At 71.6% G+C, this 25,803-nt stretch carries 22 protein-coding genes; 8 read left to right on the forward strand and 14 right to left on the reverse strand.

Annotation, left to right across the window (positions count from 1 at the left end; translation table 11 throughout):
- Positions 1 to 197: 197 nt before the first annotated feature.
- Positions 198 to 1,205, reverse strand: a complete 1,008-nt coding sequence (locus tag RYJ27_RS08080; protein ID WP_330169819.1) for a 1-aminocyclopropane-1-carboxylate deaminase — start codon at positions 1,203 to 1,205, stop codon at positions 198 to 200.
- A 306-nt stretch (positions 1,206 to 1,511) separates the two neighbouring features.
- Between RYJ27_RS08080 and treS the strand changes: the two genes are divergently transcribed.
- Together treS and RYJ27_RS08090 are read left to right on the forward strand one after the other, a co-directional pair.
- Positions 1,512 to 3,275, forward strand: coding sequence for a maltose alpha-D-glucosyltransferase (gene treS / locus RYJ27_RS08085; RefSeq protein WP_330169820.1), 1,764 nt, complete (start codon positions 1,512 to 1,514; stop codon positions 3,273 to 3,275).
- Positions 3,272 to 4,732 carry a maltokinase N-terminal cap-like domain-containing protein gene (locus RYJ27_RS08090; protein WP_330169821.1) on the forward strand — a complete coding sequence of 487 codons (1,461 nt, stop codon included), beginning with the start codon at positions 3,272 to 3,274 and terminating at the stop codon, positions 4,730 to 4,732. The genes treS and RYJ27_RS08090 overlap by 4 nt, the downstream gene beginning before the upstream one ends.
- A 7-nt stretch (positions 4,733 to 4,739) precedes the next feature.
- Here the strand turns inward: RYJ27_RS08090 and ispG are convergent, their stop codons facing one another.
- Together ispG and RYJ27_RS08100 are read right to left on the reverse strand one after the other, a co-directional pair.
- Positions 4,740 to 5,870 carry a flavodoxin-dependent (E)-4-hydroxy-3-methylbut-2-enyl-diphosphate synthase gene (gene ispG, locus RYJ27_RS08095; protein ID WP_330172022.1) on the reverse strand — a complete coding sequence of 377 codons (1,131 nt, stop codon included), beginning with the start codon at positions 5,868 to 5,870 and terminating at the stop codon, positions 4,740 to 4,742.
- A gap of 65 nt (positions 5,871 to 5,935) precedes the next feature.
- Positions 5,936 to 6,160, reverse strand: coding sequence for a hypothetical protein (locus tag RYJ27_RS08100; protein WP_330169822.1), 225 nt, complete (start codon positions 6,158 to 6,160; stop codon positions 5,936 to 5,938).
- 179 nt (positions 6,161 to 6,339) lie between these two features.
- Here RYJ27_RS08100 and RYJ27_RS08105 point away from each other — a divergent pair, with 179 nt between their 5' ends.
- On the forward strand, positions 6,340 to 8,268 hold the full coding sequence (locus RYJ27_RS08105; protein ID WP_330169823.1) for an anthranilate synthase family protein: 1,929 nt from the start codon (positions 6,340 to 6,342) through the stop codon (positions 8,266 to 8,268).
- A 14-nt stretch (positions 8,269 to 8,282) separates the two neighbouring features.
- Here the strand turns inward: RYJ27_RS08105 and RYJ27_RS08110 are convergent, their stop codons facing one another.
- On the reverse strand, positions 8,283 to 9,602 hold the full coding sequence (locus RYJ27_RS08110; RefSeq protein ID WP_330169824.1) for a M50 family metallopeptidase: 1,320 nt from the start codon (positions 9,600 to 9,602) through the stop codon (positions 8,283 to 8,285).
- 90 nt (positions 9,603 to 9,692) lie between these two features.
- Here RYJ27_RS08110 and RYJ27_RS08115 point away from each other — a divergent pair, with 90 nt between their 5' ends.
- The 3 genes from RYJ27_RS08115 to RYJ27_RS08125 all read left to right on the forward strand — a co-directional run bounded on the left by RYJ27_RS08115 (position 9,693) and on the right by RYJ27_RS08125 (position 12,823).
- Positions 9,693 to 10,301 (forward strand): hypothetical protein, encoded by a 609-nt coding sequence (locus tag RYJ27_RS08115; RefSeq protein WP_330169825.1) that lies wholly within the window; start codon positions 9,693 to 9,695, stop codon positions 10,299 to 10,301.
- Between the two features lie 83 nt (positions 10,302 to 10,384).
- Positions 10,385 to 11,113, forward strand: a complete 729-nt coding sequence (locus tag RYJ27_RS08120) for a DUF1775 domain-containing protein (RefSeq protein ID WP_330169826.1) — start codon at positions 10,385 to 10,387, stop codon at positions 11,111 to 11,113.
- An 81-nt stretch (positions 11,114 to 11,194) separates the two neighbouring features.
- Positions 11,195 to 12,823, forward strand: coding sequence for a Mur ligase family protein (locus tag RYJ27_RS08125; RefSeq protein ID WP_330169827.1), 1,629 nt, complete (start codon positions 11,195 to 11,197; stop codon positions 12,821 to 12,823).
- 14 nt (positions 12,824 to 12,837) lie between these two features.
- On the opposite strand, the gene dxr is transcribed toward RYJ27_RS08125, so the two are convergent.
- Both dxr and RYJ27_RS08135 read right to left on the reverse strand, forming a co-directional pair.
- On the reverse strand, positions 12,838 to 13,923 hold the full coding sequence (gene dxr, locus RYJ27_RS08130) for a 1-deoxy-D-xylulose-5-phosphate reductoisomerase (RefSeq protein WP_330169828.1): 1,086 nt from the start codon (positions 13,921 to 13,923) through the stop codon (positions 12,838 to 12,840).
- Between the two features lie 42 nt (positions 13,924 to 13,965).
- Positions 13,966 to 14,895, reverse strand: a complete 930-nt coding sequence (locus RYJ27_RS08135; protein ID WP_330169829.1) for an FKBP-type peptidyl-prolyl cis-trans isomerase — start codon at positions 14,893 to 14,895, stop codon at positions 13,966 to 13,968.
- A gap of 187 nt (positions 14,896 to 15,082) precedes the next feature.
- On the opposite strand from RYJ27_RS08135, the gene RYJ27_RS08140 reads away from it, so the two are divergent.
- Positions 15,083 to 15,799 carry a lysophospholipid acyltransferase family protein gene (locus RYJ27_RS08140; protein WP_330172023.1) on the forward strand — a complete coding sequence of 239 codons (717 nt, stop codon included), beginning with the start codon at positions 15,083 to 15,085 and terminating at the stop codon, positions 15,797 to 15,799.
- Positions 15,800 to 15,808: 9 nt separating this feature from the next.
- Here the strand turns inward: RYJ27_RS08140 and RYJ27_RS08145 are convergent, their stop codons facing one another.
- Positions 15,809 to 16,279, reverse strand: coding sequence for an OsmC family protein (locus tag RYJ27_RS08145; RefSeq protein ID WP_330169830.1), 471 nt, complete (start codon positions 16,277 to 16,279; stop codon positions 15,809 to 15,811).
- A 63-nt stretch (positions 16,280 to 16,342) separates the two neighbouring features.
- On the opposite strand from RYJ27_RS08145, the gene RYJ27_RS08150 reads away from it, so the two are divergent.
- Positions 16,343 to 17,341, forward strand: a complete 999-nt coding sequence (locus RYJ27_RS08150; protein WP_330169831.1) for an asparaginase — start codon at positions 16,343 to 16,345, stop codon at positions 17,339 to 17,341.
- A gap of 119 nt (positions 17,342 to 17,460) precedes the next feature.
- Here RYJ27_RS08150 and RYJ27_RS08155 read toward each other — a convergent pair whose 3' ends face one another.
- The 7 genes from RYJ27_RS08155 to atpD all read right to left on the reverse strand — a co-directional run bounded on the left by RYJ27_RS08155 (position 17,461) and on the right by atpD (position 25,784).
- Positions 17,461 to 20,238, reverse strand: coding sequence for an FtsK/SpoIIIE domain-containing protein (locus RYJ27_RS08155; protein WP_330169832.1), 2,778 nt, complete (start codon positions 20,236 to 20,238; stop codon positions 17,461 to 17,463).
- Between the two features lie 57 nt (positions 20,239 to 20,295).
- Complete coding sequence (locus tag RYJ27_RS08160) at positions 20,296 to 21,180, reverse strand: PP2C family protein-serine/threonine phosphatase (RefSeq protein ID WP_330169833.1); 885 nt, start codon at positions 21,178 to 21,180, stop codon at positions 20,296 to 20,298.
- A gap of 150 nt (positions 21,181 to 21,330) precedes the next feature.
- Complete coding sequence (locus RYJ27_RS08165; protein WP_330169834.1) at positions 21,331 to 22,314, reverse strand: aldo/keto reductase; 984 nt, start codon at positions 22,312 to 22,314, stop codon at positions 21,331 to 21,333.
- A gap of 97 nt (positions 22,315 to 22,411) precedes the next feature.
- Positions 22,412 to 23,167, reverse strand: a complete 756-nt coding sequence (locus RYJ27_RS08170; RefSeq protein ID WP_330169835.1) for a large exoprotein — start codon at positions 23,165 to 23,167, stop codon at positions 22,412 to 22,414.
- A 78-nt stretch (positions 23,168 to 23,245) separates the two neighbouring features.
- Positions 23,246 to 24,001 carry a YaaA family protein gene (locus tag RYJ27_RS08175; RefSeq protein WP_330169836.1) on the reverse strand — a complete coding sequence of 252 codons (756 nt, stop codon included), beginning with the start codon at positions 23,999 to 24,001 and terminating at the stop codon, positions 23,246 to 23,248.
- A gap of 65 nt (positions 24,002 to 24,066) precedes the next feature.
- The gene (locus RYJ27_RS08180) at positions 24,067 to 24,327 is read right to left on the reverse strand and encodes a F0F1 ATP synthase subunit epsilon (protein ID WP_330169837.1); all 261 of its coding nucleotides are present in this window, start codon (positions 24,325 to 24,327) and stop codon (positions 24,067 to 24,069) included.
- A 2-nt stretch (positions 24,328 to 24,329) separates the two neighbouring features.
- Positions 24,330 to 25,784, reverse strand: a complete 1,455-nt coding sequence (gene atpD, locus RYJ27_RS08185; RefSeq protein ID WP_330169838.1) for a F0F1 ATP synthase subunit beta — start codon at positions 25,782 to 25,784, stop codon at positions 24,330 to 24,332.
- Positions 25,785 to 25,803: the final 19 nt, after the last annotated feature.

The raw sequence follows: 25,803 nt of genomic DNA on the forward strand, positions 1-25,803 counted from the left end.
ATCGTCAAGCTTAGTTCGCGGGATGCTGCGGCCCGCGGCATCCGCGCCCGCTCGCTCCCCTGCGCCGGTCGTGGCCGCCCCGCTCCCCTGTCACGAACGGCTCGCTCCGCCCCGCTCGCCTGTCACGAACCGCTCGCCGCGGGATCCGGATGGAGCGTTTCGTGACAGCCGAGCGTCGCCGACGCCGCCGCGGTGGTCTAACGGAACAGGCCGCTGTACGCGTTGAGCGCCGGCTGGCCTCCCAGGTGCGCGTAGAGCACGTTGCTCGTGGCCGGGATGTCTCGAGACGACACGAGGTCGATGAGGCCGGCGAGCGACTTGCCCTCGTAGACGGGGTCGGTGATCATCCCCTCGAGCGAGCCGCCGAGGCGGATCGCATCGAGGGTCGATGCGACGGGGATGCCGTAGAGATCGCCCGCCCAGCCCTCGAGGATCGTGATCTCGTCGTCGCGGAGTTCGCGGCCGAGGCCGATGAGCTCGGCGGTGTTGCGCGCGATCCGCTCGACCTGCGCACGCGTCTTCTCGATGGTCGCGGAGGCGTCGATGCCGATGACCCTGCGGGGACGTTCCTGCCCCGCGAAGCCCGCGATCATCCCCGCGTGCGTCGATCCGGTGACGGTGCACACGATGATCGTGTCGAAGAAGACTCCGAGCTCCCGCTCCTGCTGCTCGACCTCGTAGGCCCAGTTCGCGAAACCCAGACCACCGAGCCGGTGGTCGGACGCGCCGGCGGGGATCGCGTAGGGCTTGCCGCCTTCGGCCTCGACCTCGTCGATCGCCTGCTGCCAGCTGGAGCGGATGCCGATGTCGAAACCCGCGGCATCCAGCGTCACCTTCGCGCCCATGATGCGGGAGAGCTGGATGTTCCCGACGCGGTCGCTCAGCGGATCGGGCCACTCCACCCAGTTCTCCTGCACCAGACGGGCCTTGAGGCCGAGCTTGGCGGCTACCGCGGCCACCTGGCGGGTGTGGTTCGACTGGTAGCCGCCGATCGAGACCAACGTATCGGCGCCCTGAGCGAGCGCCTCGGGGACGAGGTACTCGAGCTTCCGGACCTTGTTGCCTCCGAACGCGAGCCCGCTGTTGACGTCTTCGCGCTTCGCCCAGATCTGCGCGCCGCCCAAGTGCTGCGTCAGCCGCGGGAGGTGGTGGATCGGGCTCGGCCCGAAGGTCAGCGGGTAGCGCTCGAAGTCGTTGATGGCCATGTCGTCCCTGTCGTTCGCGGCGGGTGGTTGCCTGGTCGTCCCACAATATTCTGCATATTGCGCGCGATGTGCATCCTTCCGGTGTCGGCCGTTCGCGACGGCACAGGATGCCGCGGCCGCACCGGCGTGCGCGAGCCCTCGACCCACCCCGGCCATACCCCTCCGGGCGCCGTCCGCGCAAGCCGCTGCCGGATGATCGCCCTGCGCGGGAGCCTGTGACAGGTTAGAGATGTGGTGCGCTTCCCGCCCGCCGCCCCGTGAGGTCGAGGACCAGCGACGACCGCCCCTGAAGGTGAGGACGAACGCATGACCGCAGAGCCCGCCCCGTACACGGCCTCGATCCCGATCCTGACGCAGGAGCCGTTCCCGGACACCCCGGGCAGCCCCGAGCCGGAGTGGTTCAAGACGGCGGTGTTCTACGAAGTGCTCGTCCGATCGTTCAAGGACGGCGACGGCGACGGCACGGGCGACTTCCGCGGCCTGATCGACAAGCTCGACTACCTGAAGTGGCTCGGTGTCGACTGCCTGTGGGTGCCGCCGTTCTTCCCTTCGCCGCTGCGCGACGACGGGTACGACGTGGCGGACTATACGGGGGTGCTCCCCGAGCTCGGCACGACCGCCGATTTCCAGGAGTTCCTCGACGCGGCGCACGCCCGCGACATCCGCGTGATCATCGACTTCGTGATGAACCACACGAGCGACGAGCATCCGTGGTTCCAGGCCAGCCGCAACGACCCGGACGGCCCCTTCGGCGACTTCTACGTCTGGAGCGACACCGACGAGCTGTACCAGGACGCCCGAATCATCTTCGTCGACACCGAGCCGAGCAACTGGACGTGGGACCCGGTGCGCAAGCAGTACTACTGGCACCGGTTCTTCTCGCACCAGCCCGACCTCAACTTCGACAACCCGAAGGTGCACGAGGCGATGATCGACGCGATGCGCTTCTGGCTCGACATGGGGCTGGACGGATTCCGGCTGGATGCCGTGCCGTATCTCTACGAGCGGCCGGGCACGAACGGCGAGAACCTGCCCGAGACGCACGAGTTCCTGAAGAAGGTGCGCCGGATCGTCGACGCCGAGTACCCGAGCCGCGTCCTGCTGGCCGAGGCGAACCAGTGGCCGGCCGACGTCGTCGACTACTTCGGCGACGCGGATGTCGGGGGCGACGAGTGCCACATGTGCTTCCACTTCCCCGTCATGCCGCGCATCTTCATGGCGGTCCGCCGGGAGTCCCGGTTCCCGATCAGCGAGATCCTCGCCGAGACGCCCTCGATCCCCTCCGGCTGCCAGTGGGGGATCTTCCTCCGCAACCACGACGAGCTCACGCTCGAGATGGTCACGGACGAGGACCGCGACTACATGTGGAACGAGTACGCGCAGGATCCGCGGATGAAGGCCAACATCGGCATCCGTCGTCGCCTCGCTCCCCTGCTCGACAATGACATCGACCGCATCGAGCTTTTCACCGCACTGCTGCTGTCGCTGCCCGGCTCGCCCGTGCTGTACTACGGCGACGAGATCGGCATGGGCGACAACATCTGGCTCGGCGACCGCGACGGCGTCCGCACCCCGATGCAGTGGACCTCCGACCGCAACGCAGGGTTCTCGACCGCGAATCCGGGCAAGCTCGACCGACCCATCGTGCAGGACCCGGTGTACGGATACCTCGCGGTCAACGTCGAGGCTCAGCAGGAGGACCGCTCGTCGCTCCTGCACTGGACGCGCCAGATGATCCAGGCGCGCAAGCGCCACCCGGCTTTCGGGCTCGGCAGCTTCAACGACCTGGGCGGCTCGAATCCGTCGGTGCTGTCGTACTCCCGCGAGCACACGAACGAGGACGGCACCGTCGATGTGATCGTGTGCGTGAACAATCTCTCCCAGTTCCCCCAGCCGGTGGAGCTGGACATGCGTCGTTTCGAGGGCATGGTGCCCGTCGAGCTGATCGGTGGAGCCCCCTTCCCGCGGATCGGGGAGCTGCCCTACCTGTTGACGCTGGGCGGCCACGGTTTCTACTGGTTCCAGCTGCACGAACCGGCGAACGAATCCGAGGAGGTGGGGTTGCTGTGACCTCGATAGACCACGCCCTGATCGAGGGCTACCTGGTGCGTACGCGCTGGTTCGGCGGCAAGGGGCGCCCCTTCGCCGTGACGCGGGCGCGCGTGCTGGCCGACCTGTCCGGCGACCAGGATCGACCGCACGTCACGGTGTACCTCGTGACCGTCGAGTACGCCGACGAGGCGGGCGGCACCGAGCTCTACCAGGTGCCGCTGGCCGGCTACGACGACCTCGAGGAGCGGATCAGTCACGCCTACGTGGGTGCGCTCGAGGCGGACGGGCACGTACGCCACGTCTACGACGCGGTCCACGACCGTGACGCCATGGCCCTGTGGCTCGACGGGTTCGTGGCCGCGGAGGACGCCGGACACGCCGAGGTCGGCGGGCTGCGCTTCCGCCGCCTGCCGGGCGAGCACGTCGACGCCGACCTGCGACCCTCGCCGATGACCGGCGAGCAGTCGAACTCGTCGGTGCGCTTCGACGAGACCGCGATGATGAAGATCTTCCGCAAGCTCAGCCCGGGCGTGAACCCCGACATCGAGATCCACGAGGAGCTCACGCGCGGCGAGTCGGAATACGTCGCGGCGCTGTACGGATGGATCGAGACCACCGTCGACGGCGAGCTGCTCCAGCTGGCGATGCTGCAGGAGTTCCTGCGCACGGCGACCGACGGGTTCGAGCTCGCCCTGGCGAGCGTCCGAACCCTGCTGGCCGACCTCGAGCAGGAGCCCGACGACTCCGGCGGCGACTTCGCCGGGGAGGCGGCGCGCCTGGGCGAGGCCCTCGCCGCGGTCCACGCCCTCATGCGAGAGCGGTTCCCCGCCGAGCGGCGCGGACCGGAGGCCAGCGCCGAGCTGGCCCGGGCCATGACCGAACGGCTCGATCGGGCGCTGCGGGTGGCACCGGAGATCGAGGCCTTCGCGCCGCGGCTCCGCGACGCCTACGCGGCGGTGGCGACCCTGGACGGACTGGACGTGCAGCGCGTCCACGGCGACCTTCACCTCGGTCAGACGCTGCGGACCTCGCGCGGCTGGCGCATCGTCGACTTCGAGGGCGAGCCCGGCCGGCCGTTCCACGAGCGGTCGTGGCCCGACTCGCCGTGGCGGGATGTCGCGGGCATGCTGCGCTCGTTCGACTACGCGCCCGGCGTGGTCGAGATGTCGCTGGCCGGCTCCGGCCGCATCCCCGACGAGGCCGAACGGACCCTCCGCGCGGAGCGGGCCGCGGAGTGGGCGAGCCGCGCGCGCCGCCACTTCATCGACGGCTATGTCGCCGCACTCGCATCGGAGGTGGCGCCGGACGAGGGCGGCGGGCACCCGTGGGATGACGGGCGCGAGGAGGAGCGGCGCGTGCTGCTCGACGCCTATGTCGCCGACAAGACGGTGTACGAGGTCGTCTACGAGAAGCGCAACCGGCCGGGATGGACCGGCATCCCGCTTTCGACCCTCGCACGCATCGACGAGGGGTGACGTCCGCTCAGGCGGTGATCACCTGCGCGGTTCCGGGGGCCGCGTTCGGGCCCATCTCGTCGGCGATGCGGTTCGCCTCTTCGATGAGCGTCGCGACGATGTCGGCCTCTGGGACGGTCTTGATGACCTGACCCTTGACGAAGATCTGCCCCTTGCCGTTGCCCGAGGCGACGCCGAGATCCGCCTCGCGCGCTTCACCGGGCCCGTTGACGACGCAACCCATGACGGCGACGCGCAGGGGCACGGTCATATCCTTCAGGCCCTCGGTGACGCTGTCGGCGAGCGAATAGACGTCCACCTGGGCGCGCCCGCATGAGGGGCACGAGACGATCTCGAGCTTGCGCTCCCGCAGGTTCAGGGACTGCAGTATCTGGTGTCCGACCTTGACCTCCTCGGCCGGCGGGGCGGACAGCGAGACGCGGATCGTGTCGCCGATCCCCTCGCCGAGCAGGATGCCGAAGGCCGTCGCGGATTTGATGGTGCCCTGGAACGCGGGGCCGGCCTCGGTCACGCCCAAGTGCAGCGGCCAGTCGCCCATCTGCGCGAGCAGGCGATAGGCCTGCACCATGATGACGGGGTCGTTGTGCTTCACGGAGATCTTGAAGTCGTGGAAGTCGTGCTCCTCGAACAGCGACGCCTCCCAGCGCGCGCTCTCGGCGAGGGCCTCGGGCGTCGCCTTGCCGTACTTCTCGAGCAGGCGCGGGTCGAGCGATCCCGCGTTCACACCGATACGCAGCGAAACCCCCGCAGCCTTGGCAGCGGCGGCGATGGCACCCACCTGATCGTCGAACTTGCGGATGTTGCCGGGGTTGACCCGCACGGCCGCGCACCCCGCGTCGATCGCCTGGAAGACGTACTTGGGCTGAAAGTGGATGTCGGCGATGACGGGGATCTGGCTCTTCGCGGCGATGATGTGGAGGACGTCGGCGTCGTCCTGCGATGGCACCGCGACGCGCACGATCTCGCAGCCGGAAGCGGTGAGCTCGGCGATCTGCTGGAGCGTCGCGTTGATGTTCGTCGTGGGCGTCGTCGTCATCGACTGCACGCTCACGGGTGCGTCGCCCCCGACGAGGACCTTCCCGACCTTGATCTGACGGCTCTTGCGACGCGGGGCGAGGGTGTGGGGGACCTTCGGCATCCCGATGTTCACGGCTGGCACCTCTTCAGCCTACGTGGTGACGAGGCGCCGCGGCCGATCGCGACTCAGTCCGAGAGCCGCTTCATCTCGCTCCGGATGCGGCTCTCCGTCGGCGCGCCGCCGCCCGATCCGAAGGCGGCGACGCCCGCGAAGACGACCCCGATGGCGATGCCGGCGATCGGCCAGACCGGCCAGAAGCCTTCGATGCCGCCGTCCATGCCGCCCGAGAACGCCCAGATCAGGACGAACAGCAGACTCAGCACCACCCTGCGCAGTTCGCCGTCGCTCATGGCCGAAGCTAGGGCGGGACGCGGTTCGAGCGCATGCTATCGTGACGGAATGTCCGCGAACCGTGCCTCCTGGCCCGCCATCTAGGCGGTGTGTTCGCGTTCCCACGAAACCTGACCGCCCGAGGGCGGTCTTTTCGTGTGAGCGACCGCCCCACCGGGCCGAGCCGAAGGACCCAACGATGACCGGCCATCGCACCCCGCCCGCCGCCGACGGCAGCGCGCTCCTCGCCCGGCTGCGCGAGCCCGAGTCCGATCGCCCCCTCATCCTGATCGCTCGCGACGGCGCCGACGTCGAGGTGCTCACGGGCACCGTGCTCGACGTGGAAACCCTCGCCGAGATCCCGCTGCACGCCCAGGACGGCTCCGCCCAGGAGGTGCTGGCGCTCGTCCCCTACCGGCAGGTGCGCGAGCGCGGGTTCGACTGCCACGACGACGATGCACCGCTGCGCTGCGTCATCGTGTCCGAGCGGGGCACCCTCCCCCGCGACGAGGCGATGCGTCTGCTGCCCGATGCGCCGGTGACGCTCCACGACGCGGGGTTCGATGTGAGCGACGAGGACTACGCCGCGATCGTGCGCGAGGTCATCGCCGACGAGATCGGGCGCGGCGAGGGCGCGAACTTCGTCATCCGTCGCGACTTCACCGCGCGCGTCGACGCGGATCCGCGCGAGAGCGCGCTGACGTGGTTCCGTGCGCTGATCCAGCAGGAGCGGGGCGCGTACTGGACGTTCGCCGTCATCACGCCCGGACACGCCGCCGTCGGAGCGAGCCCCGAGGCGCACGTCAGCGCCCAGGGCGGCGTGGTCACGATGAACCCGATCTCGGGCACCTTCCGTCACCCGAAGGGCGGCGCGACGCCCGAGGGGCTTCGCGCATTCCTCGAGAACACCAAGGAGACCGAGGAGCTCTTCATGGTGGTCGACGAGGAGCTGAAGATGATGAGCGCGGTGTGCTCCGACGGCGGCCGCATCACCGGCCCGCATCTCAAGGAGATGTCACGCCTCACCCACACGGAATACATGCTGCGCGGCCTCAGCACGCTCGACCCGCGCGACATCCTCCGCGAGACGATGTTCGCCCCGACCGTGACCGGCTCCCCCATGCAGAACGCCTGCGCCGTCATCCGTCGGCACGAGAGGACCGCGCGCGGGTACTACTCCGGCGTCGCGGCGCTGTTCACCCCGGCGGCGCCGGATGCCGCGGTGTCGCACGACCTCGACGCGCCCATCCTCATCCGCACGGCGTATCTGAAGGACGGCGCCCTGCGCGTGCCGGTCGGCGCCACGCTGGTTCGCCACTCGGACCCGTACGGCGAGGTCGGCGAGACGCACGGCAAGGCCGCGGGCGTGCTCGGGGCGATCGGCGCGATCCCCCGCGATGTAGAGGTCGACGCCGATGCGCCGACCGCGAGCCGTCGCCTGCTCGGAGACGACCCGGAGATCGCCGCGCTGCTGCGCTCGCGCAACGAGCGCCTCGCCCCGTTCTGGCTCGAGCCGCAGGACCCGGATGAAACGGGTCCCTTCTCCGGCCGCTCGGCCGTCGTCGTCGACGTCGAAGACCGCTTCACGACGATGCTCGCGCATCAGCTCCGCCACCTCGGGCTCGACGCCCGCATCGTCCCGTGGGACGAGCTGACGGACGCCGACGTCGACGAGGCCGAGCTGCTCGTGACCGGCCCCGGCCCAGGAGACCCGCTCGACGTCGCGACGCACCGGATCGCACGCCTTCGCCAGGTGGTCGCGCGTCGCCTCGACAGCGGAGCGCCGCTCCTGGCCGTCTGCCTCAGCCACCAGGTGCTCGCAGACCGGCTCGGCATCCCGCTCGCGCCCCTCACCCGTCCGCACCAGGGCGTGCAGCTGCGGGTGGATGTCTTCGGCGAGCGCGTCTCGATCGGCTTCTACAACACCTTCACGGCCCGCGTCGCACCCGGCACCGACCGGATCGGGGACACCGAGGTCTCGGCCGATCCCGACTCCGGCGACGTCTACGCCCTCCGGGGGCCGGGATACGCCAGCGTCCAGGGTCACCTCGAGTCGATCCTCTCGCGCGACGGAATCCGCACGCTCGAGAGGCTCGTCGCCGACGCCCTCGCCCCCGCGCGCCGCTGAGGGCCGCAGGGAGGCTAGAGCAGCTGGATCGGGTTGACGAGGTCGGCGAGGATCAGCACGGCTCCCATCCCGATGAGCAGCACCACGACGACGAACGTGACCGGCACGAGCTTCGTCGCATCCACGGGACCAGGCGGCGGACGCCGGAACAGCTTCGCCCACGCCCGCTTGATCCCGTCCCACAGCGCCACGACGACGTGTCCGCCATCCAGCGGCAGCAGCGGGATCAGGTTGAAGACGAACAGCGCGATGTTCAGCGACGCGAGCAGGCCGAGGATGCCGGCGACGCGGTTGAGCACGGGGGCGTCGATGGCGGCCACCTCGCCCGCGAGGCGCCCCACGCCGACGACCGAGAGCGGGCCGTCGGGGTCTCGTTCGGATCCCGTGAAGAGCGATATCGCCGTGTCGGTGAGCTTGACCGGCAGCTGCACGATGACGCCCGCGACGGCACCGACGTTCTCGATCGCCGCCTCGGGACCCGTCCAGATGGGCTGCCTGACGTACTCGGCGGTGGGCGAGAAGCCCACGAAGCCCACGGCCTCGGTGGTCGCCTCGCCCGCGGCATCCGTTGCGGGTCGCTCGGCGAGCATCGGCGTGACCGCGACCGCGCTCTGCCGCCCGTCGCGCTCGATCGTGAAGGTCAGCTGCCGGTCCGGGCTGTCGCGGATGATCGCGGAGGCCTCGTCGAAGCTCGCGACCGGCGAGCCGTCGATCGCGAGGATCCGATCGCCCGGTCGCAGTCCCGCCTCGGCGGCGGGGGCCGCCGGATCGGAGGCGGAGCACTCCGTCTGGGTCGATCCGGCGGGCGCGACGCACTCGCTGATCGAGGCGATCGTGGTGGAGGCCTGCTGTACGCCGATGCCCGTGAAGAGGATCGCGAACAGCACGATCGCGAGCACCAGGTTCATCAGCGGCCCGCCGAGCATGATGACGATGCGCTTCCAGACCGGGAGGCGCCAGAACACCCGATCGTCGTCGGCATCCACCATCGTGTCGGCGTTCGCGGCTCGCGCGTCCTGCACCATCGTCGCGAAGAACCCGCCGCCAGCCCGACCCGATCGGGGGCCGGATGCCGCGGCGTCGCGTTCCTCGGGCGGGGGCGGGTACATGCCCGCCATCGAGATGTAGCCGCCGATCGGGAGCGCCTTCACGCCGTACTCGGTCTCGCCACGGCGACGCGAGAACAGCGTGGGCCCGAATCCGATCATGTACTGCCCGACGCGGACGCCGAAGCGCTTTGCGGGGACGAGGTGCCCGATCTCGTGCAGGGCGATCGACACGGCGAGCCCCACGATCATGATGAGGATGCCGATGACGAAGGCGAGCGCGGTCACACCCACACGCTACTCCGGGCTTCCTTTGCACCGGCCGGGAGCTGCGCGCCGGACGGTAGGTTTGAGTCAGGAGACGACCGGGGAGGCCCAGTGACCGCACGTTCGCTGCGCGCCGCGCGAGGCGCGGGCGCGACGGTCGTCGCCGTCCTCCTGGGTGCGGTCTCCCACACGATCGGGGGCGGCTCCGCACCCGACGCGGCGATCCTGCTCGCGGTCGCGGCGCTCGGCTGGCCCCTCGCCACGATCCTGGTGGGTCGCCGGCGGCGACCGTGGGGCCTGGCCGCATCGGTCGTGCTCACGCAGGCCGCGCTCCACACGGTTTTCGCCGTCGCGGGCGGAGCGCGGGTGCCGTCTGCGGGCGGCCATGTGCACGGCGTCCCGGACCTGAACCTCGTCGCCGCCGCGCACACGTCGGCACCACTGGCATCGTCGGCACCGGATGCCGCGATGTGGGTCGCCCATCTCGCCGCCGCTCTCGTCGCCTTCGCCGTGCTCGCGCGGGGCGAGTCCGCCCTCGTCGCGATCGCCCGCTGGGTGCGCCGGCACGCCGAGCGTGCAACCTGGTCGACGCCCGCGCCCGCGGTGCGTGCCCGGCTCGCCCCGGTCGCTCCCGTCCTCCGGCGACTCCCGCCCCGGTACCTCATCGCCGCGCCCCTGCGCGGCCCGCCCTCTTCTCCCGGCGACCTCCGCGTCGCGTGACCCGCGCCGGGACCTCCGTCCCCGCGCCCCACAGGAGTGCACCGCAGACGGCGATCGCCGCGGGTGCCGAGAAGAGAGAACCCATGAACGATCACATCCAGACCCCCGCTCCCGCACGCCGACGCTTCCGCGCGGGACGCCTCGTCGCCGGCTCGGCCATCGCCGCGGGCCTCGTGCTCGCTGCGCCCGCGGCCGCGCAGGCCCACGTCACGGCGACCCCCGACGCCGACGCCGCCGCCGGCGCCTACGGCGTGCTCACGTTCGCCTTCAGTCACGGATGCGACGGGTCCCCCACCACCGCCCTCGAGATCGAGATCCCCGATGGCCTCGCCTCGGTGACCCCGACCATCGAGCCTGGCTGGGACGTCGCCCTCGAGCGGGACGGGGAGAACGGCCCCGTCTCACGCATCGTGTACACCGCCGCCGTACCCGTCGCCGACGGCTTGCGAGCCACCGTCGACCTCGGCGTGCAGTACGCCCAGGATGCCGCAGGTCGGACGCTGGCCTTCCCGGTCAACCAGGTGTGCGAGGTCGGCAACACCTCCTGGAGCGAGATCCCCGAAGAGGGTCAGGACCCGCACGACCTCGACGCGCCCGCGCCCACCGTGGCCGTCGGCGAGGCGAGCGAGGCGGGCGGCCACGTTCTCGGCTCTGGCGATGCCGCCCACGAGGAGGGCGAGAGTGCGGATGCCGCCGCGACGACCGCCTCGCCGGAGTCCGCGGTCCTGCCCGTCGTCCTGGCGACCTCCGGCCTCGTCCTGGGGGCCGCAGCCCTCGTCGTGGCCCTGCTCGCCCTTCGTCGGCGCGCCTGATATCCCGGAGGCGCCGGCGCGCGCACGACGCCGCCGGCGCCTCCCGCCCCTCCCGCGGGTGTCTGGTTGAATGGGTGGGCTATGCCGAGCCCCTCTGACTCCCCCGTGACGCCCGCCCTCCCGCCGGTGCTGCGGCCCGCTCACCCGCCCGCGCGGCGACTCGCCGACCTCGCCGACGTGATCGATGCCGAGCTCCGCGGCGACGCCGGGAGCACGACCGTGTCGGGCATCACGCTCGCGACGGCGGATCTGCGTCCGGGCGAGGCCTTCGTGGCGATTCGCGGCGTGAACCGCCACGGCGCGGAGCTCGCGCGCGACGCCGTCGCGAAGGGCGCCGTCGCCATCGTGACCGATGCCGAGGGCGCGGAGATCGCGGCGGACTGCGGCGTCCCCCTCGTGGTCGTCGACCATCCCCGTGCACGACTCGGCGCCCTCTCGGCCTGGGTGTACGGCACCGGTCCGTCGGACGCGCTCCCCCTGCTGCTGGCGACGACCGGCACCAACGGCAAGACGAGCACGTCGCACCTCCTGGCGGGCATCCTCGAACAGCTCGACGTCGTCACCGGCCTCAGCTCGACGGCCGAGCGTCACATCGCGGGCGAGGTCATCGTCTCGCGCCTCACGACTCCCGAGGCATCCGAGTTCCACGCCCTCCTCGCGCTCATGCGCGAGCGCGACGTCGAAGCGGTCGCCGTCGAGGTCAGCGCGCAGGCGCTGAGCCGCCACAGGGTCGACGGGCTCGTCTTCGACGTCGCGGCCTTCACGAACCTCACTCACGACCACCTCGACGACTACGCCGACATGCGGGAGTACCTCGAGGCCAAGCTCCCCCTGTTCCAGCCGGACCGGTCGCGCCGGGCCGTCGTCGCGCTGGACTCCCCGGCGGGCGCCGAGGTCGTCCGCGCCGCCGGGGTGCCCGTCACAACGATCGGCACGCCGGCCATCGCGACCGATCCGGATGCCGCGGCGGCCGCGGACTGGACCGTGACGATCCACGACGAGACGCAGGCCGGCACGCGCTTCACGCTGAAAGGGCTGGGCGGATCGCTGACCACGGTCGTACCCGTCATCGGTCCGCACATGGCGGCGAACGCCGGCCTGGCGATCGTCATGCTGCACGAGGCGGGCTACGCGTGGGACCGCATCGTGCAGGCGCTCGATCGCGACGGCGGCGTGCGCGCCTACCTGCCGGGGCGGACCGAGCGGGTCTCCGGCGACCGGGGCCCCGCCGTCTACGTCGATTTCGGCCACTCCCCGGATGCCTTCGAGAAGACGCTCGCCGCCGTGCGGCGCGTCACCCCCGGACGCGTGCTGATGCTCTTCGGGGCCGACGGCGACCGCGACACCACGAAGCGCGCCGACATGGGTCGCACCGCCGCCCTGGGCAGCGACATCCTCATCGTCACCGACCATCACCCCCGCTTCGAGGATCCCGACTCGATCCGCGCCGCTCTCATCGAGGGGGCCCGCGCGGCACGACCCGACGCCGAGATCCACGAGCACTCGCCTCCCGAGAGCGCGATCGTCGCCGCCGTCGCGATGGCCGGTGAGGGCGACGCCATCCTCTGGGCGGGTCCGGGACACCAGGACTACCGCGACATCCGAGGCGTGCGCACGCCGTACTCCGCACGGGAGCTGGCACGGCGCGCCCTGCGCGACGCCGGCTGGCCGGTGCCGGACCCCCGCTGGCCGGTCCCCTACTCCGACTGACGTCGGACGCCCGCTCAGGCCGCGGCGGCGATCGCCTCATCGGCGCTGCGACGGGCCCAGCCCTCGGCGTCGGCGAGCGACTCGCGAGTGAGCTCGCCGGGGGCGTCGTGCGCGTCGACGATGCGCTCCACCGTCTCGACGATCCCGGTGAAGGCGATGCGCCCCTCGTGGAACGCGTCGACGGCCTGCTCGTTGGCCGCGTTGAACACGGCCGGGTAGGTGCCGCCCGCGCGCCCCACGCGCTTGGCGAGCTCCACGGCGGGGAAGGCCCCGGCGTCGAGGGGCTCGAACGTCCACGTCGCGGCGCGCGTCCAGTCGAGCGGCGCTCCGACCCCGCCCACGCGGTTCGGCCAGTCCAGGCCCAGGGAGATCGGCAGGCGCATGTCGGGCGGGGACGCCTGGGCGATCGTCGACCCGTCGATGAACTCCACCATCGAGTGGACGATGGACTGGGGGTGGACGACGACGTCGATGCGGTCGTAATCCACGCCGAACAGCAGATGGGCCTCGATCACCTCCAGTCCCTTGTTCACGAGCGTCGCGGAGTTCGTCGTGACGACCCGCCCCATGTCCCACGTGGGGTGCGCGAGCGCCTGTGCCGGAGTCACCTCCGCCAGCTCCGCCCGCGACCGCCCGCGGAACGGGCCGCCGGAGGCCGTGAGCACGAGGCGGCGCACCTCGCCGGGCGTGCCCGAGAGCAGCGACTGCGCGATCGCCGAGTGCTCGGAGTCGACGGGGACGATCTGACCCGGGGCTGCGAGCGCCGTGACGAGCCCCCCGCCGACGATCAGCGACTCCTTGTTCGCCAGCGCAAGGGTGCGGCCCTTCTCGAGCGCCGCCAGGGTCGGGCCGAGGCCGACCGAGCCGGTGATGCCGTTGAGCACGACATCGGCCTCGACATCCCGCACGAGCTGCTCCGCCTCCACCGCCCCGATCGCGCAGTGCTCGACGCCGAACCGGCGGGCCTGGACCGTCATCGCCTCGCGGTTGCGACCAGCGGCGAGGCCCACGACCTCGAAGCGCTCGGGGTGCGCCCCGATCACCTCGAGGGCCTGGGTACCGATCGAACCGGTGGATCCGAGGATGAGGACGCGACGCACCTCGTCAGCCTAGCGAGAGCGCACGGCGGATGCCGGGGGCGCTCAGGCGGCGGCGTGCTGCGTGCCGAGGATGTCGACGACGAAGACGAGCGTCTCGTTCTGCAGCTCGTGCCCCTCGGAGGCGCCGTAGCCCGCGGCCGGCGGCACGACGACGACGACCTGGGATCCGACCGTCTGACCCTCCAGCGCCTGGCGGAAGCCGTCCACGACGCCCGTCGTCGCGAAGGCCGCGGGGGTCCCGCGATCCCAGCTCGAGTCGAACACCTCGCCATCCGACCACTTCACGCCGTGGTACTGCACGAGCACGTTGTCCCCCGATTCGACGACCTCGCCGTCCCCGCGCTTGAGGACGCCCAGCTCCACCTCGCCGGGAGCCTCGGCGTCGGGGATCTCGACGGTCGGCACGCCGCCCTCGCCGAGCTCGACCGTCGGCAGGCCGCCGGCGGGGGTCTCCTCCTCGCCCCACGCGGCGGCGGGGGTGACACCGAGCACGTCGACGATGTAGACCTCCGCGCCGGCCGACTCCGACGCGGGGAAGGTCACGACCAGGCGGGACCCGACGTTGGCGCATCCCATGATCTGTCCGAGGTTCGACTCCGCCGAGACCGTCGTGGGCAGCACCTCGCCACCGACGTAGCCGATGTCGCCGACCTTCTCGGCGGTGTCGGCCGAGAAGGCGCTCAGCGCATACTCCACGAGGTCGCCCTCCTGCAGCGCCTCGCCGTCGCCGTCGCTCACGACCGTGCGCTCGAGTTCCTCGATCGTCAGCCCGGCGTCGAACGTGGCGGTGGAGATCTGCCCCGCCTCGCCGTCGACGGTGACCGCCTCCGACGCGTCTCCCGACGGCGCGGCCGCGGCGCACAGCGCGTCGGCCGAAGCCGACGCTTCGCCGTCGGAGGTACCGGTGCAGCCGGCCAGGGCGAGGGCCGACACGGAGAGGGCGGCCAGGGTCAACAGGGGGCGAGAGCGCACGGAGATACCTCGGAGTGATCGGGGACGAACCTCCATCCTGCCGGAGAATCCTTTGTCTCCGCTGAGTCATCGCATAACGGCCGGCGCATGAAGCGGGCGCTAGCCTCGGTGGGTGACCACTGCGAAGGATGAGCCGGCACCCGCCCGCGCAGAGGAGACGGAAGCCGCGACCGACCCGGCCCACCGGATGACCTGGACCTACGCCGTCGGGCGGTTCTTCATCGCCCCCCTCGCGAGAGTGGTGTACCGGCCGATCGTCGAAGGCCGCGAGCGCGTGCCGCGCCGCGGACCGGTCATCTTCGCGAGCAACCACCTGTCGTTCATCGACTCCATCGCCATCCCCGTCGCCGCTCCCCGGCCCGTCCACTTCCTCGCGAAGGCGTCCTATTTCGAGGGTCGGGGCCTCTCCGGCTGGGTCACGCGGGAGTTCTTCACCTCGATCGGCGCCATCCCGGTGCGGCGAGGGGCGGGCCAGGCCGCCCTCGACGCCCTCGATCAGCAGCGTCTCCTGCTCGATGAGGGCAAGGCCGTGGCCCTCTACCCCGAGGGAACCCGCTCGCTCGACGGACGTCTCTACAAGGGGCGGACGGGGGCGGCCTTCCTCGCCCTCCAGACCGGCGCTCCCGTCGTGCCCGTCGGCCTCGTCGGCACCGACGAGGTGATGCCGGTCGGCGCCAAGATGCCCGTGCGCGGAAAGCGCATCACCGTGCGTTTCGGAGACCCGATCGACGTCAGCGCCCACGGCGCCGCGACGTCGGGTCGGGCCCGCCGAGCGGCGACCGACGAGATCATGGCGGCCATCCACGCCCTGTCGGGTCAGGAGCTCGCGGGCGAATACAACGAGGCGCCCGCCCACGGCGCCGTCGAGCGCATCAAGCAGGTCCTGCCCCACGAACGCCGCTGACGCGGCGTCCTACTCCGCCGTCACCTCTGCCTCGTGGCGCACGGGGAAGGCCACGGAGTTCGCGATGAAGCACCACGCGTTCGCCTGCGCATGGGCGCGCATCGCGGCATCCACCATCGCCGGCTCGGCGACCACGACCCGGGGCCGCAGCACCGCCTCGGTGAACGCGCCTCCCCCACGGCCATCGAGCCTCATCGTTGCGACGGCCGTGTCGGAGTAGCGTGTCACGACCACGCCCTCGCTCACGCAGGCGTGCAGATAGCTCAGCAGGTGGCACTCGGCCAGAGCCGCGAGCAGAAGGTCCTCCGGGTTCCACTTCGCCGGATCGCCACGGAACGGGCGGTCGGCGGAGGCATGGATGGCGGGCTTGCCCTCGATCTCCAGCGTCACCGCCCGGGCATAGTCGCGATATCCGCTCGTCCCCGAGCCGAGATCCCCCGTCCACGTCGCCGTGACCTCGTAGGTGTGCTCTCCGTGCATGTCAGCAGTCTCGCATCGACCCTGCCGCCGGGCGGGGCGCGCGCCCGCCGGTAGGCTGTGTCGGTGCTGCAGACCTTCTCCTCCACGGATGCCGTCGAGCTCGCCACGCTCGAGCGGGGCGGCTTCATCGAGTCCCGGCACAGCGGCAGCGCCGTGGTCCTCGCACCGGACGGGTCGGTGCGTGCGTCGCACGGATCGCCGGATGCCGCGGTCTTGCCCCGCTCCAGCCTCAAGCCCCTGCAGGCGGTCGGCATCCTCACGGCCGGCGCACCGCTCCAGGGCGAGCAGCTCGGTCTGTCGACGGCCAGCCACTCCGGCACGGATCGGCACATCGAGGTGGTGCGCGACATCCTCGGCGCGGCCGGCCTGACCGAGGATGCCCTCGCCTGTCCGGCCACGCTCGCGGGCGACCCCGCGACCCGCGAGCGCATGGTGCGCGACCTCGAGGCGAAAGCCGCCGTGCGCCACAACTGCTCCGGCAAGCACGCCGGCATGCTCGCGGCGTGCGTCGCGTCGGGGTGGGCGACCGACGGGTACCTGGACGTCGATCACCCGCTTCAGGTCCATCTGCGCGACGTCGTCGAGCGTCTCACCGGCGAGAAGGTGCGCGCGAGCGTGACCGACGGCTGCGGCGCCCCCGTGCATGCGATGTCGCTCACCGCGCTCGCACGCGGTGTGCAGCGCGTGGGGACCGCAGCCGAACGCTCCCCGTTCGCCCTTCATCGCCACGCAGCCGCTGTCCGGGAAGCGGTCCGGTCGCACCCGTGGACGATCGCCGGGCCGGGATGGCCCGACACCGTCGTCGGCGAGCGCCTCGGCCTGTTCTCCAAGCTCGGCGCCGAGGGTGTGCAGGTGATGGTCGCCTCGGACGGCACGACGGTCGCGCTCAAGGTGCTCGACGGAAGCCAGCGCGCCGCGACGGCCGTCGCTCTCCGGCTCCTCCGGATCGCGGGCGCGCTGGCCGAGGACGCCGAGGCGGATGCCCTCGCCCACCTCGATCTCGCCGTCTACGGCGGAGGGGCCGTGGTCGGCGCGATCCGGCCCTCGCCCTCCCTGGGCTGAGCCCCGAGGCCCAGGGTGCCGGTGGAGAGGCCCTTTCCCCCGCCCGCGCGTGCCTCGTTCCTGGCGAATCGGTGCGCTCATGGCCTCACCCTGGCCGACGCCGGATCGCCGCGCACGCATCAGCGCTTCGCCGGCGTCAGCAGTACTCGTCGTGCCCCGCGACCGGCGCGCCAGAGCCACGCGCGCCCCGCTCCCGGCTGCGCCCAGGGCGGCAGATCCCGCTCGCCGAGCAGCGTCCGCAGCGCGTCGGGACAGCTCGCGTCGACGACGACCTGCCCCTCCGCGATCGTCCGCTGCAGGTCGCGCCAGTGCGCCTGCCAGTGCGCCGGCTCCCCCACCACGACACGGGGCGGATCCTCGGGCGCGGCGTCGCCGGATGCCGCGGCATCCGCGCGCAGGAGGACGGGGACCCCCGTGCCGGCCCATGCCTCCCGCAGCCGAGCCCGCACGCCGTGCGGATCGCGGGCGATCACGGCGGTGTGCCGAGCGGGCAGCCAGGCGGGCGGCTCCGGGGAGGCCTCCGCCTCCCCCGCGTCGTGCGGGGTCCACCCGAACTGCGTCTCGAGACCGTCGAGCATGCCGCGACCGGGCCCCCGCACAGAGAAGGAGTGTCCGTCGCCGCCGGCGGCGACGTGCTCGGCGCGCGAGGGGAAGCCGAGTACCGCCCTGCGCGGCAGGCCCTCGACAAGGCGGGCCACAGCCCCGGACACGCGACGCGTCGTCAGCACGACGGTCGGGCCGCCGGTGCCCGCCCTGCGGATCAGCGCCTCGAGTCGATCCGTCAGCTCCGCGGCGTAGTCGTGTCCGAACCCGGCGAGCAGCCGGTCCACGTCGTCGACGAGGAGGAGCCGCGGAGGGTCGGTCGCCCCGCGCGCGACGGCGTCCCACGCGGCCTCGCCCGCCTGTGTCAGGATCGTCGCCTCGCGGCCGTGGGAGGCGACGAGGCGGAGGATCGCGCTCTTGCCGCTTCCGGCACCGCCGACGACGACGAGGCCGCGTTCGCCCATCCGGAGTCCGACCCCGAGCCGGGACTGCGCCGCGGGATCGTCGGCGATCCCGAGCGGGATCGTGTCCTCGCCCTGCGCCGGAAGCTCGCCCGCCCGGATGAGGGAGGGCAGGGGCGGCAGCCAGGACGCGCGGGGACGCTCCTGATGTGCCACCTCCGCGACCACCATCGCGAGGTCCTCGGCGACGGTCCGTGGTATCTGCGCGATCACCGGCGAGGAGTCGGCGGCGCGGCGGATCAGCGCGCGCCCCCGCGCTGCCTCACCGCCCGGGAGACGGGCCGCCGCGGGGGTGCCGAGCAGGGTGCGGCTGTCGGCGTCGTCGGCCGCGCGCAGCGCGATGCGCAAGGGGGCGTTCGCCAGGATGCCCTCTCGAACGACGCCGGTGACGCGCTGCGTTCCGAGGATGAGGTGGATGCCGAGGGCGCGCCCCCTCGCGGCGATGTCCGTGAAGACCCGCTGCAGGTCGGGCAGGTCGGACACGAGGGCGGCGAACTCGTCGACGACCACGACCAGCCGCGGCAGGAGCAGGCCCGCTTCGGCGATGTGGCGGACGCCCGCGCCCGCCAGGATGCGCTCGCGCCGCCGCATCTCCGCACGAAGGCTCGAGATGGCGCGATCCGCTCCATCGCCGTCGAGGTCGGTGATCACCCCGGTGACGTGCGGAAGCGCCGAAAGGGCCTCGAAGGAGACTCCGCCCTTGAAATCGGCGAGGAGGAAGGTCACCTCGGTCGTCGTGTAGGCGCGGCACAGGCTCGTGATCCAGGTCGTCAGCAGCTCGGACTTGCCCGCCCCCGTCACCCCCGCGACGACCGCGTGCGGACCGTCGCCCACGAGATCGACGAGCACCGGCGTCCTTCCCATGCCGAGCGCTACGACCAGGCGACCGGGTACCCCGACGCCGTCGGCACGCCACAAGTCCCTCACCGCAGCGACGGCCTCCGGGCTGCTCGGGTGGAGGGCGCGCGCACGAGCAGCCAGCGATGAGGCGATGGCCGCGGCCTGTGCCGAGCCCAGCGCCTCGGGTTCGAGCGCCGCCGTCACCGTTCCGATCCGCAGCTCGGCGCGCAGGGGTGAGCCCGCCTCGATCAGCGCGGCGCATCGGGGGTCGAGTGCACCGGCCTCGTCATGCCAGGCGAGGACGACATCGCCCGAATCCTCGGCGCGCTCGCGGGGCGCGCCCAGACACAGGCGAAGCGCTCCTCCGTCGCCCTCCGTGTCATCGCCACGGTGCGGCAGTCGATCCACCCACCCCCATCCCTCGGGCGTCGTTCCCACGATCCGCAGTGCCCTGGGCGGGTGGATGAGGCAGAGCTGGATCAGCAGCGCCCGCGCGACCGCTTCCGCCAACGGCCCGGGCCCGCGCACCGCGAGGCCGTCGCGCCACGGCACGGTGACGGGCGCGCGGCGCAGCACGTTCGCGTCCGCGCGCAGCCGGGCCGCGGCATCCCGACCCGCCGGGTCGCCGCCCACCGCGATCCCGCTCTCGCGGTCGCCGCGTCCCACGATCACGGTGGCGGCGCGTTCGGGCACCGGCCGCCAGACCTCGTCGGGCGCGCTCGCGAACCCCGCCACGTCGGGATGGCGCGCCTCGAGCGCCGTGCGACGACGCTCGAGCGAGGCGTCCAGCCGCTCGCGCAGCGATTGCAGGGCGAGGGCGTACTCCCTCTCGTGGCGTCGCCGCTCACGGCGGCGTGCACGCAGCGAATCGAGCAGCCCGCCCAGGGCGATCACCGGCCCGAGGACGGCGAACCACAGCGCGAACATCGATCCTGTGATCAGCCACAGGGCAACGCCGCCGAGCACCGGGGCCAGGGAGGCCAGCACCGGCACGGCGGGCCGACGCGGTGACGGCGGCGCGACGGGAAGGGCGAAGACGTCATCGGTCAGCATCCCGCCAGTACATCCCGCCCCGCGCCGCGGGAATGCGGTCGTGGCGCGAAGGCGGGGTCAGCGGGCGAGAATCGGCTCTGTGGAGGAGCCGTCGTCGCGCGGGCCGCGACGCGCGGCCGTGTCGGTGTCGGCTTCGGCGTCGCCGGCGCGGTGGCCCGTGCGCTCGACATTGAGGACGATGACCGTGATGTTGTCGCGCCCGCCGTTGTCCAGAGCCGCCGCGAGCATCGCCTCGACGGCCGCCTTGGGATCGCGGTTCTCGGCGAGGAAGTGCCGGATGCCGTAGTCGGTGAGCTCCTTCGTCAGACCGTCCGAGCAGATGACGAAGCGGTCGCCGTCGACGACGTCGAGGCGTACGTAATCGGGCTGCACGCTCTCGCTCGGCCCGACGGCCCGTGTGATGACGTTCCCGTACGGATGGTTCTCCGCCTCTTCGGGGCTCAGGCGTCCCGCCGCGACGAGCTCCTGCACCACCGAGTGGTCCGTCGTGACCTGGACGAGCGAGTCGTCGCGCAGCAGGTAGACACGGGAGTCGCCGATGTTGAGCGTGACCCAGGTGGGCTCGGCCCCGCTCTGATCGAGGAACATGCCGGTCACGGTGGTCCCCGTGCCGTCGTCGGTGGCCTGGGGGTGGGAGAGGATGTCCTTGACCGCCTTCGCCAGCGCCCGCTCGATGGTCTTCACCGACACCTTGCCGTCCCGCACGACGGCTCCCAGCCGGTCGATCGTGCTCGCGCTGGCGATCTCGCCCCCGAGGTGCCCACCCATCCCGTCGGCGACGATGAACAGGGGGAAATCGGCGAGCACGGCGTCCTGGTTCTGGTCTCGCCTCACTCCGCGGTGCGTCACGGCGGCCCACGACAGCGTCAGTTCGCCGCCCCCGCTCAGGGGCAGCGTTCGCCGGTCGGCGGATGCTGCGGTGTCGGTGTCGGTATCGGACAAGCCGTTCGTCCCTCTCGTGGGCGTCTGCGTGCGCCGTCGGCAACACCGGCGACGGGCGCTCCCATTCTAGTCGGACCGCACGCCCCTGCCCCGGGGGAGCAGGGGCGTCCCTCCGGGGCCGGACGTGCGTTCGCTCAGAGCGAACGCTGGTCAGCCGGCCGCGGGGTCGGCGGGCAGCGGCAGTATGCCGTCGATCGCGTCCAGGTCGTCCGCCGTGGGCGTCCAGGATGCCGCGGCGGCGTTCTGGCGGATCTGATCCGGGGTCGTCGCGCCCGCGATGACGCTCGCGAGAGCGGGCTGCGCGAGGAGCCACCCGAACGTCGCCTGGAGCATCGTGATGCCGCGTTCGTCGCAGAATCGCGCGTACGCCTCCAGCGCGTCCCACGGCGCGTCGCGCCACACGTGCGGGCGCTGGCGCATGATGCGGCTGTCCTCGGGTCCGCCCTCGCGGGCGAACTTGCCGGTGAGGAGGCCGTTGTGGAGCGGGAAGAACGGGAGGAACCCGACTCCCGAGGCACGCGCCGCCGGAATCACCTCGCGCTCCGCCGCCCGGGCGAGCAGGCTGTACTGGTTCTGGGCGGAGATGAAGCGCTCCGCACCGCGGGCGCGCGCGACGGCGTCCGCCTGCGCCAACTGCCACCCGGACAGGTTGGAGTGCCCGATGTAGCGCACCTTCCCCTCCCGGACGAGCTCGGTGAGGGCGTCGAGGGTCTCCTCGATGGGCGTCTCGGGGTCGGGCGTGTGCAGCTGGTAGAGATCGATCCAGTCGGTGCGCAGGCGGCGGAGCGAGGCTTCGACCGCGGCACGCACGTAGGCGCGCGACCCTTTGGATGCCGTGCTGGACACTCCCCCGGGGATCTGCGAGTGCCCGAACTTCGTGGCCACGACGAAGCGGTCACGCCGACCTTGCAGCGCGGCCCCCATCAGTGTCTCCGAGAGCCCGGGCTCCTTGCCGTAGACGTCGGCGGTGTCCAGGAAGGTGACCCCGGCATCCAGTGCGGCATCCAGCACGTCGCGCGTGCCCTCGAGCGTCTCGCTGTGGGTCCCCGCGCGCCCGAAGTTGTTGCAGCCGAGGCCGATCGCGCTGACGAGAAGTCCGGATGCGCCGACGCGGCGCTGGGGCATATCGGTCATGCCTCCACGCTACCGAGCTTCCCGCCGGACGACGACGGCCGGCACCTCCTGGAGGAGGCGCCGGCCGTGACGAGCGCACCGGTTCGATGCGCTCCCGTCAGACGCGGGGGCTGTTCGGATCGTCGGAAGCCCCGGCATCCGTCGTGCCCGCCGGAGGCGCGGGCGGGGCGGCGGGCGGCTGGGGCGCCGCGGGCGGCGGATACGCGGCCGCGGAGGGCGCGGACGTCGGTGCGGATGCGCCGGCGGCGTACCCGGGCGAGGCGGGCGGCGCCGAGACGCCGCCGGCGGAGGCCTGGGCGGGGACGCCCTCCCAGACGGTTCTGTCGGCGAGGAAGGAGTTGCCCGCCCACGGGGCCGGGGCCACCGCGGAGTTCCAGCGCGACTGACCGAACGCGAGGATCGCGAGCCAGATGAGCGTGCCGAGTCCCGGGATGAGCCAGAGCAGCAGCAGGTACCACTCGTGTCCGAGCTTGAGGCCCACGCGCCATCCGACCATGACGGCGACGGCGAGGGCGACGAGCGAGAGCAGCCAGCCGATGATCGGCACCTGACCGAGCACGCTGGCGGCGACGATGGCGCCGAGCATGACCCACGGCGATACGTCGCCCAGTTTGGCGAGGATCATCGAGTTGTAGACGGGCACCCATGCGCGCCACTTGCCCTGCACGCCGGCCTTCTCGAAGATCTTCATCAGCAGGAACGACCCGATGATGTACCCGGCGAAGATCAGGATCAGCAGGATCGGCAGAACGATGAGCAGGAAGGCGATGGCGGCTCCCGCCCCACCGTCGTTGTAGGCCTCGGCCACGGTGAAGTCTCCCTTCACGTCAGCCCCGCCGGCCACAGTGGCCACGCGGGACGCGGGCGTCTCCCGCGCCACAATGCTAGCGATACACACGGCTTCTTCGCAGGAAACGCCCAGCCCGGTGTGTCATACGACGAGATGCCACACCCGCGGGTCGGGCGTGCGTCGGAGATCCACCCGCGCCGCCGCGGCCCACGCCAACAGATCCTCCCCCGACGCGATCACGGGCGCGTTCTTCGCGAGAGCCCGCACCAGCTCGCCCTTCGCGCGCTTGTTGAAGTGGTTGAGCGCCCGCGCCCCCGTACCGGATCCGTCGTCCGACACCACCCGGATGTATGCCGACGCGGCCGCCGGGGGCACCGGACCCAGCGCGACATAGGCCTCCGACCGCAGGTCCAGGACGAACGGCGCGTCGACCGCGGTCAGCGCCTGCGTCACGGGACCCACCCAGGCACGACGAAGCGGCGGCACGCCGGGAAGGGATGCGCCCGCGGCGAGTCGGTATGAGGGGATGCCGTCCAGGACGCCGACGGGTCCGAAGGGCGCCGTGTGGATGAGCGCGTGCCGACCGAGCCAGGCGCGTTCGGCGTCGCCGAGCGTGCCGGCGTCGAGGGCGTCGAACAGCACGCCCGTGTACCGGTCCATCGCGGGCATCGTCGCCGCCGAGCGCAGCCCCGCGTTCACGGCGATTTGATCGCGCTGCCGCGGCCCGAGCTTGAGGACCCGCGCCGCGTCATCCGGTCGCGCCGAAAGGGCGACCAGCGCGGCGACGACGTCCTCGCGCACGGCGTGCAGGCTCGGCAGCGCCAGCCCATCCAGCGCCAGGGCGGGCCCTTCGCCTCCGACGCGCTTCGTCTCCGACGGCGGCAGGAGTATGAGCACGGTGTCTCCCCTCACGTCGAACGCCGGCGGACCCGTTGGTCCGCCGGCGTTCGAGGTGGTCTTCGTCAGGCGATGAGTGCGGCGTTCCCTGCGACGATCGTCAAGGTGTCGGCCTCCATCGAGAGGAAGCCGTCCTGCGCGTTGGCGAGGATCTTCGACCCGTCGGAGGTCGTGATGCGAACCTGGCCTTCAGCCAGGATCGCCAGCACGGGCTCGTGGCCGGGCATGAATCCGATCTCGCCCTCCACGGTCTTCGCGATCACGAGGGACGCGTCTCCGGTCCAGACCTCGGCATCGGCCGAGACCAGGCTGACCTTCAGCGGCATGATCAGCCGTTCTCCTTCTGGATCTGCGCCCAGCGGGCCTCGACGTCGGAGATGCCGCCGACGTTGAAGAACGCCTGCTCGGCGACGTGGTCGAAGTCGCCCTTGACGATCGCGTCGAACGACTCGATGGTCTCCTTGATCGGAACCGTCGAGCCCTCGACGCCGGTGAACTTCTTCGCCATGTAGGTGTTCTGCGAGAGGAACTGCTGGATGCGCCGCGCACGCGACACGACGACCTTGTCCTCTTCGGAGAGCTCGTCGACACCGAGGATCGCGATGATCTCCTGCAGTTCCTTGTTCTTCTGCAGGATCTGCTTCACCGAGGTCGCCACGCGGTAGTGGTCCTCGCCGATGTAGCGCGGGTCGAGGATACGGCTGGTCGACGTCAGCGGGTCGACGGCCGGGTAGAGGCCCTTGGAGGCGATCTCTCGCGAGAGCTCCGTCGTCGCGTCGAGGTGCGCGAATGTCGTGGCCGGCGCCGGGTCGGTGTAGTCGTCGGCGGGGACGTAGATCGCCTGGAGGGAGGTGATCGAGTGACCGCGCGTCGAAGTGATGCGCTCCTGGAGCACACCCATCTCGTCGGCGAGGTTCGGCTGGTAGCCCACGGCGGAGGGCATGCGACCGAGAAGCGTCGAGACCTCGGAGCCGGCCTGTGTGAAGCGGAAGATGTTGTCGATGAAGAGCAGCACGTCCTGCTTCTGCACGTCGCGGAAGTACTCCGCCATCGTCAGGGCCGACAGGGCGACGCGCAGACGCGTTCCCGGCGGCTCGTCCATCTGGCCGAACACGAGGGCGGTCTTGTCGAAGACGCCCGCCTCCTCCATCTCGTGGATGAGGTCGTTGCCCTCACGGGTGCGCTCGCCGACACCGGCGAACACCGACACACCGCCGTGGTCCTGCGCGACGCGCTGGATCATCTCCTGGATGAGCACGGTCTTGCCGACGCCGGCACCACCGAAGAGGCCGATCTTCCCACCCTGCACGTACGGGGTGAGCAGGTCGATGACCTTGATGCCGGTCTCGAACATCTGCGTCTTCGACTCGAGCTGGTCGAAGTTGGGCGCCTTGCGGTGGATGCCCCAGCGCTCGGTGACCTCGACGGTCTCACCGGGAGCGGCGTTGAGCACCTCGCCGATGACGTTGAAGACCTTGCCCTTGGTGACGTCGCCGACCGGGACCGTGATGGGACCGCCCGTGTCGCGCACCTCCTGGCCGCGGACGAGGCCGTCGGTGGGCTTCAGGGCGATCGCACGGACGAGGTCGTCGCCCAGGTGCTGCGCGACCTCGAGGGTCAGCTCGCTGGACTCCTCGCCGATCGTGATCGTCGTCTTGAGCGCGTTGTAGATCTCGGGGATCGCGTCGTGCGGGAACTCGATGTCGACGACGGGACCGGTGACGCGCGCGACGCGCCCGACGACCGCGGTCTCCGTCGCTTCGGCGGTGGCGGTGGGGGTCATGGTCTTCTTCTCTTTCGTG

Source organism: Microbacterium limosum (assembly GCF_036324365.1).
GTDB classification, from domain to species: Bacteria; Actinomycetota; Actinomycetes; order Actinomycetales; family Microbacteriaceae; genus Microbacterium; species Microbacterium limosum.